The organism is Vibrio sp. V08_P9A1T1, from assembly GCF_963874405.1.
GTDB lineage: Bacteria > Pseudomonadota > Gammaproteobacteria > Enterobacterales > Vibrionaceae > Vibrio > Vibrio anguillarum.
On the sequence record NZ_CAWNIB010000068.1, the window covers coordinates 1 to 7,843 of the forward strand.

Consider the following 7,843-nt stretch of genomic DNA (forward strand, 5'->3'; position numbering starts at 1 on the left):
CCTCAATAGTAGAGAATATTGATTTAATTGCTTTATATTTAAGAGCAGGATCAGAAAACTTATCGAAAAACTCACTTACCTTACTATTTACATAATCAAAAGACTTTTTAATTGACTTTATATTAGGTTCATTATCTAAGTCGATATCAGCTTCTTCTAAGTACTCTTGTCTTTCTATTTCACACACACTCTCAATAATATAAAAACTAAAAAAATCCTCGATATTTTTATCGACTTGTAGACGAGTCAAAACCTGATCATCATCGAAGGAGGCAACTAGCCATGCTTTATATGAATCAAAATGATGAGAAATATTTCGCTTTAGTGATCCTGTTGTATTATTTTTTAGCTTTTCACATTGATTTCTTAATGCAGCTATAACCATTGATATAGACGTAATTCTCTGCTGCCCATCGACAACATAATAATTATTATCTTTTTCTTCGAATACAAAAGCACCTATAAAATGAGGATCACTAATCGGATTCTCCCTTTCCTCCCAACTATCATTCTCATCACATGCGTGAAAGTAACCGTTAGAAGTTTTGAGAATATCTTGCCATAACTCATCAATATTATTATTCTTCCAGCTCCATGGCCTCTGGTTATATGGAATAACAAATCGTTTTTTACCTTGGCAGAACATCGAAACTAAACTCTGTTCATTTACTGTAAAAAAATGGGAAGGAATTATTTTATTTTTCATTTTAAGCTCATTATTTTAAAAGGTATATCCATACAACATAAAGTTAATTATATTTGTGAACTAATAGATTATTTCCCAAAACGCTCTATCTCGCATCTTGACTATCTTTTTAGCACCATCAATATACAAGCTGTAATGCTTATCGAGTTTGTTAATAGTTTCCATCAACCTCTCCTGCTCATTTCTGTCATTGACGCCAAACATAGCTTTCAGCTCTTGAGGTCGAATCTTCGCTACGCGATGGATAACCCATGTCAGCACATAACTTGAGTAGTCATTTTCACCAGTTTGGAAATGCGTAATATCCTGCGTAGAGAGGATCACACCAACACCGTACTCTCGGCCTTCCTTCAAGATCTTACGTAAGCTTGGAAAATTCTGAGACATAAAGTTGTCGGCTTCGTCTACCAAAATCATCTTGGTGATTTGACGGAAGTCACCCACAACGTCTGGCTTTCCTTTCTTCTGCATTTGCGAGTAGAAAAGGTCCAACGTCAGTGCCACAACCAAGTTTTGAACTTCCGAGGGGTAACCCGCCAGCTCAACCACGGTAATGCCATCCACCAGCTCATAAAGGCTGGTCATTTTCTCTGGCTCGGATTCAAAAATCTTAAAGCGAGCTAGCTTCGAGAGTGCGGCATACAGAGAGTCTTCTTCGACTTTTTCTTGCTCTAAGAATAGTGCCCAAACATCATCAATCATCGGCGCTGGTCTGCTCCATGTTGTTGGGTCTTCAGGGTGAATACCTGCCGCAGCGTAAGATTCAAGAATCAGGTTCTCCAAGCGAAGCTGCTGCTTTTTACCTAACCCGTATGCGCGGGACATGGTTTCCGAAAAACCTGCTGCAGTGTGAATCGGTAGCATGGGCGTATCACCGTACAAGCTCAGCGGGTTGTATGGCAGCTTAAACAACTTGTACTTTTTAGCATGGGTGGCATCGATAAACTTGTCGTCCACATAGTCTGACTTGTAGTCGAAGATCAGCATGCCAATTGGTGCGCTGTTTACGTTGTCTACTTGATTGCGGTAAAGCTGAGTAATCACAGACTTGGTGAATTGGGTTTTGCCCGTACCCATGGTGCCAATAATACCCGTGTTGGTATTCATAAACTTAGCGGTGTTGGTCGGCTCCCAATTTAACGGCGCATTTGTGGTCGCATTGCGCCCAAACAACACATGAAGATTATCAGAACTAGCTGATACTAAAGGTATTGGATCAACTTTAGTCTCGGGCTCAGGAGCTGGATCAACTTCAGGTTTGGCTGGTTCTTCATCTTGCTTGTCTACTGCGGACACGCGCTCTGGGTCAGAGGCTTGTGTTTCCCCTACCAACATATACTCCGCTGGCACATGACAGATCTTCGCGATGTCTTTTTCATTCATCAGCACCTGAAGTGGGGTTTGCACCAGTGATGGCAGTAAAGAGATTGGAAGATCAACCTTTAACACTTCTTCTTGCACACTGTAGCTAGGCTCGAAGCAGGTTCCACTTTCAAGGTGGCTAATCACTATGCCAGCAGGGTAGTTTTCGAGCTCTGCAATGCTGTAGTTGCCGCGCAGCCACTCTTCTTTCTCCGCTAACAGAGCCTCAAAGTAGTCGTTACTGAATACGTTGTAGAGTCGGTATTTGTCGATTTGCATCAACACTTGGCGAATGAACAGGCCTCGGTACAGCTTCGACGCCAGTGTCTCATCGCTTAAAAGCTCTGTCAGATAGCGGCGAAGCTCATTCGCTTGCTGCACCGCTTTTTTGTAATCTGGGGTGGAGCCTGCTTTTACCTCAACAGGCAAAAGATACATACTGCCTTCTTTAAAGCCCACCAGCAGGACATCATCGGAAATCGCGCCTTTTTTGTAGCCCTGTACATTGCGTGAGAAATCACTGTCCGTCATTTTTAGGCCAATGTTTCCAGACACGCGAATCATCTCACCAACTGACAATGGCACCCAGGTGATATCCGATTGATGCACAAGACAGGTCGCAAACTTGTAAGCACCGATGATGCCAGTACGCTCTTTACGGATGGTGTCGTTGCACGTCATCATTTTCAGCAGCCAATCACCGTTAAAGGCGTTGAACTCATTGATTTGCCCACCACCACTTTGCGCTACTACCCTTTCAAACAACCGACGCTGCGCCGTCACGGTAATCGCATCGTAACTGGCTGAGCTGGTGTACTGATCGGAGTAATGGATAAGCACGACATCTTGATTGGCGTGGAAGAAATCCAGTGTCACTTTAGGGTCGATTATGGTCGTCCAAATCGAGCTGTCATAGGAACGCCCCAGTAACGATTTAAAATCTTCACTTACCGCGAGTGCGGGTGCATTGGAACCAGTGTATGGCGTACTTGCCTTGAATGCTGGCTCCATTAACGAGCCAACATACTTCGCCATTTCCAGGTGCGGTTGGTTACGGTATTGAACGTTTTGCAGACCAAACGCGGTAAAGTAAGAACCTTGATCGCTCTTAGAGGCATCACCAGTCAGCAGCCCGTCACAGGCAATGCCACTTGGCATGTCATCAACGCTTAAGGCCTTCAGCTTCACATTGTCATTGTTTCTGAAGAATGACAGGTGCGAGTAAGCTTGCCCTTCACGCTCGCTGTGGGCGTTAGTGAATTTACTGTAGGTGAGCCGAGTTCGAAGAATGTCGATAATGGTATCAGCATGTTCGCGAACTTTGCCGCGGTCCAGCTCAAGCCATGAAATGAGCTTTACACCAGTGGATGATTCAGCAAATTGATCAAATGCATTGAAGGCTAGCTCATCATCATAAAGGTTGACGTGAATTGCTGCTGAGCTCTCTAGGTTATCTTTGACATAATCCACTAACCCAAAAAACAACTCTTCCGCTCGAGCTTGATTCACCGCGTTGATCAAGATACTCTTCTCTGAACCCGTGAACAAATGAAAGAATGCCTTTTGGAACTCGTTGATCTTCTCTTTCACCAGTTTACGAACGAACTTCAAGCAACTTTTCTGATGCGGAACGCTTTTAATCCAGAATGAATTTTCTGTCACTTGTTGGTTGTAAGCAAAATCGTGCTTTGCATGGTAAACATAAGGAAGCAAGCCACTCGGCCCTAAGCGATTAAACGTCACTGTTGGTAAGTCTGCAAAGCTATCGTCTTTTTGCATTTCATTGCAAAGATTTAGGTAGTAAGCCAGTACGAGTGGATGGAATGGCGAGTAATACTCTTCGTCATTCTCACGTACCAAACCGATTTGCATCACCAGCTTTTGTTCTTTGCTCAGCATGCCACCGGTTGGAATTGCTTCAAAATAGGCTAGAAACGCCTCAACGGCTGCCATGACCAATGAAGTAAATTGTGGCCCCCAAGAAACGAGCGAAATCGTGGTTCGACGTGAGGCAAGGTAATCAAACAACGCGTGATAAGCATTATGAAGCGTGTCATCAATAGCCCTTAATTGCTCAAGCGCTAGGCTGTTACTTTCCGCCAAGTAAACCAACTTATGCTGAACAAAACGCTCTTCCCAACGCAACAAACTGATACGCGGCTCCATGACACGGAACTCACTGTTATCAATAGCGACAACATCTTTGTTTGGGTAGAGCACGCCATAGACGTCATCATCAAATAGTTTATGGAAGCGAGATTGGTTGAGCAGCAATGGAAAAGACAGGCTGCTTTCTACTTGCTCGCCTTCAACGCGAAATGCCAATGCGTTGTCACCTGATTTCACCACAAAGCCAATGTCTTCTGATTCATTGGCCAGAGATTCAAAATCAACGACGCCAGTTTCTGCGCGATCAACTTCTTCGCCGACATCATCTAGGCTGCGAACAGTCGCGAGCGCGGGATTGATAACTAGGCGATTATCTGCCGTTTTCAAAGTAAGGCGCTGTTTCGTAGGTTCAATCACAAAGATATTTTTAATCTCGTCGAGAAAAAACTCGCCTTTTCTTACCACTAAACAGCGGAAATTGTGATTTTCTGAGCTGTTTTCACGCTTCAGAGCAAGATTAAAAAATAGAGGCTCGTTGCCGTATCTGGCAGCCAGTGTGGCATTCGCCCCTTTACTCGTCAGGCGCGTCGTGATCACCTCCTGCTTGCCAAAGGCATTTGCTGGAGAGATCTTAAATTGCTCTCTGCTAAGATCACCGGTGCCAGAAAAACTCAGTTTCAGTTCAAACTCGCTTTGGTCTTCATCCAACTCAATGATCAGGTGACGATCGCGAAGCCCTGCTCTGCTCTCTTTCGGGTAGCGGCCGATCACCTCTGCGCCATTGAGCTCCTCTTCGCCCTCATGCTTCAGATGCTGAGTTTTGTTCTTTTTGATTTCTTCTCGGTAGGTTTCAAACTCGACATCTTTCCAGCCATCATCGGAAAAATGCTCTTTGATAAATTTGCTGCTGAAAGCTTTGAGTCGTTCTTCAAGTTGCTGGCCAAAGTTCTCCACTTCAAACGACAACTCTTGATAAAGGGAACGATTTTCCTGTAAACGCTGTTTGATCTGTTTTTTGTTACCAGATAACTCTGCGACAAAAGGATCGTCGAACATGCCCAGCTCTCTGAAACACAGCTCGCCATCTTCAACCGCCTTGTATAATGACTCAAACCCAAACATGGTCGCGCCATCTTCCAATATCGCGTCAAATTGATCATCCAAAAGACAAAGTGAAACGTCTCGAGACTTGTCAGTTTGCTCAATAAAACCGCTGAGTGCGACTTTGATTTTCTCTGGGCTCCATACCTGACCAGGCTGACCGAGATCTTCCGCAGAGTTGATAAGCGTATCGAGGCGACTGTTATGAATCACCACCAGCGCACAGCCCTTCAACGGGCCTTCTTGGCTGGCGGTTTCATCACGAAGATATGAGATGTAGTTTTCAGTAAACCCGGTATCGCCTTCTTCTTCGCTATGAAGCACTGGTACCACTTTGCAATCTTCTAAGCTCAGATAACTCAGCATCACACCGTTGCGAGCTTGTATGTCGCCATCTTTGCGCACGACAAGCGCATCAAACAAGCGCTGACTGTTGCGATGATCGGGAGAATTAAATTGGTAGCGATAACCGGCGCGGATGTTTCCTTTCGCGTGCAGTAAAAACTGCGAAACCAGAAACGTTTCAAATTGTTTTGCGCACATATACTGCATCTCCACTGTCACTCATGCGTTCAACGTTACCAATTCGCTCATAAAACTTGATAAGCTCTTGCTCTGTTTGTTTATCAACAAAAATCCCCCTTCCCTGAAAGCCAAGTATCAGCTCATGGAAGCGAAGCTTTTCCTCTTTACCCACGACCAAGTTAGTCAGCAAAATAATGTGGTCCTGAGTGAGTACTAACACTCGACCAGAGCGACCACGGACTTGAACAAAATCCTTGGCCATGTTTTTCTCAACCTCAGACATGTACTTTTTGATAATGCTTGGGCGGTCGGTTTTAGGGTCTCTAAACTGCTCTTCAGCAAGCTTAAGAGCGTACTCTAGCCAGTCGATGGCGGTTGTTGCATTCTCAGGTATCGCGGTATCTAAGTTGCGATTGGCTCTGAACATCAGCGAATAGTTTTTTATTTTCTCAGCGAGATCTTCCCTACTGGATCTTTCGATATCTCTTGCCAAATGCCACAACGGTTTTTTTGATTCTTCTGCGTTTGGTTGAAGGTTTTCCAACATAGAAAGAAACGGAAACAGCTTGAACGAAGATTCACTAAAGAGCTTATAGCCGTGCTTTTTAATATGGATGCGTTCACCACTGGCCCGTTCATGATCCATGATAAAATAAAGCGGTTTCGCGGTTGGGGCTTCACAGGTTTTCCAATCCGCCAGCGATAGGCTCAGCTGCGCGGTATAAGCAAATCCATAAAACGCTAAGAATTTCTCGAACTCATCTAGCAGGTACTTCGGACAGTGAGTGAGAAACTCTAGGTCACGTTTAAACGCTTCTGCGATGTAGGGCAAATAAGGCAACTCGTCAGCACGTAATAATTTGTCATTATCTGGCTTGGTTTTTGAACGCAGTGTTTGCAAAAACTCTTGCTCGATGAAGTTTAAGTTGGCATCAAACTGCTCAATTTGTCGACCATTTAACAGGTTGATGAATAGAGACGCCACGCGAAAATCACCCGCTTTACACTCACTTTTCTGGCTCTTAAACAACAGAAACTCGGGGCTTACCGAAAAGATATCCTGATTGGTGAAATACATATCCTCAAGTACATCCCAAAAGCCTTCTTCACCGAGTTTGTTCTGTAAATTGGCTTTGCAATCGGCGATAAAATCTTGGTAGCTGTATTTCTCGATCTTTTTGCGAAGCAAACCACGCAGCACTAAACCTACGACGGATGACCAGTCAAAATCATTGCCCTTGGTACGAATGGGAATATAGCTGTTAAGGGTATTCTTGTTTTGGAACTTGTCCGCTGCCGTTTGCGGCAAGCCGGATTTTATGGGTAATGCGAAGTTATCTGTCGTCATTAGTGCATACCACTCACTTCGAAATAGTCACTTTCTTCTCTTACAATTTTGTAACGCTTGTTCGCTTTCAGAATAAACAGGATGTCTTTTCGATTGGCGACCGCCAACATCTGCTCCAATGCTTCATCAAGTAAGAGGACTGCATTTTTATCATGCTTATTTGGTCGATAGCCTTGGCCAATCTTCACTAATAGCTCTAGTAACTTAACACTGATTGGCATTGGCTTAAGTGGATTATCATCTACTTTAATATATGCATTGAACACACCAATTTTTTTGAGAGCGTTATTTTGTATTGCAGTGAAATCAGGTTTTACTTCAAGAGAAACTGCTGTTTTATAACCATTAAGCTCTGATACAAGATATTCATCTTTATCTAAAAGAGGAGCATGACGGTTACAGTAACGATGGAGCGCTGCTATAAAAGTTTCTTTATAAAAACTGCTGAGATCTTTGCGCATCTTTGCTGAGCCGTCAAAGTCACGATGTAATTTCCAAATTTCTGCATATGATTCAATAAGGTTGTTTTTAAATTCAGCTTGTATCTGTTGAACAAACTGATTGCAGAGAGTCTCATCACCATTTAATAAATAAAAAAGACGCAAGAAAGATGTCGCTTCCTTTACATCAAAAAAACCAAGAGTGTTCATTTTCTCTTTAAACTCGAGAAATAGAGACTCTTCAATACCTAG

4 protein-coding genes are annotated in these 7,843 nt (G+C 43.6%); all 4 read right to left on the minus strand.

The genetic code is table 11. From position 1 onward, the window contains the following. Positions 1-706, minus strand: a 706-nt coding sequence (locus AACT21_RS03760; protein ID WP_141195265.1) for a DUF262 domain-containing protein, incomplete at its 3' end; no start/stop codon positions are given. 60 nt (positions 707-766) lie between these two features. After that, complete coding sequence (gene dptH / locus AACT21_RS03765; RefSeq protein WP_094164449.1) at positions 767-5,821, minus strand: DNA phosphorothioation-dependent restriction protein DptH; 5,055 nt, start codon at positions 5,819-5,821, stop codon at positions 767-769. Beyond that, complete coding sequence (gene dptG / locus AACT21_RS03770; RefSeq protein ID WP_094164450.1) at positions 5,802-7,151, minus strand: DNA phosphorothioation-dependent restriction protein DptG; 1,350 nt, start codon at positions 7,149-7,151, stop codon at positions 5,802-5,804. The genes dptH and dptG overlap by 20 nt, the downstream gene beginning before the upstream one ends. Further along, positions 7,151-7,843 (minus strand): DNA phosphorothioation-dependent restriction protein DptF (gene dptF / locus AACT21_RS03775; RefSeq protein WP_094164451.1); only part of this gene is annotated, 693 nt, incomplete at its 5' end. The genes dptF and dptG, both read right to left, overlap by 1 nt.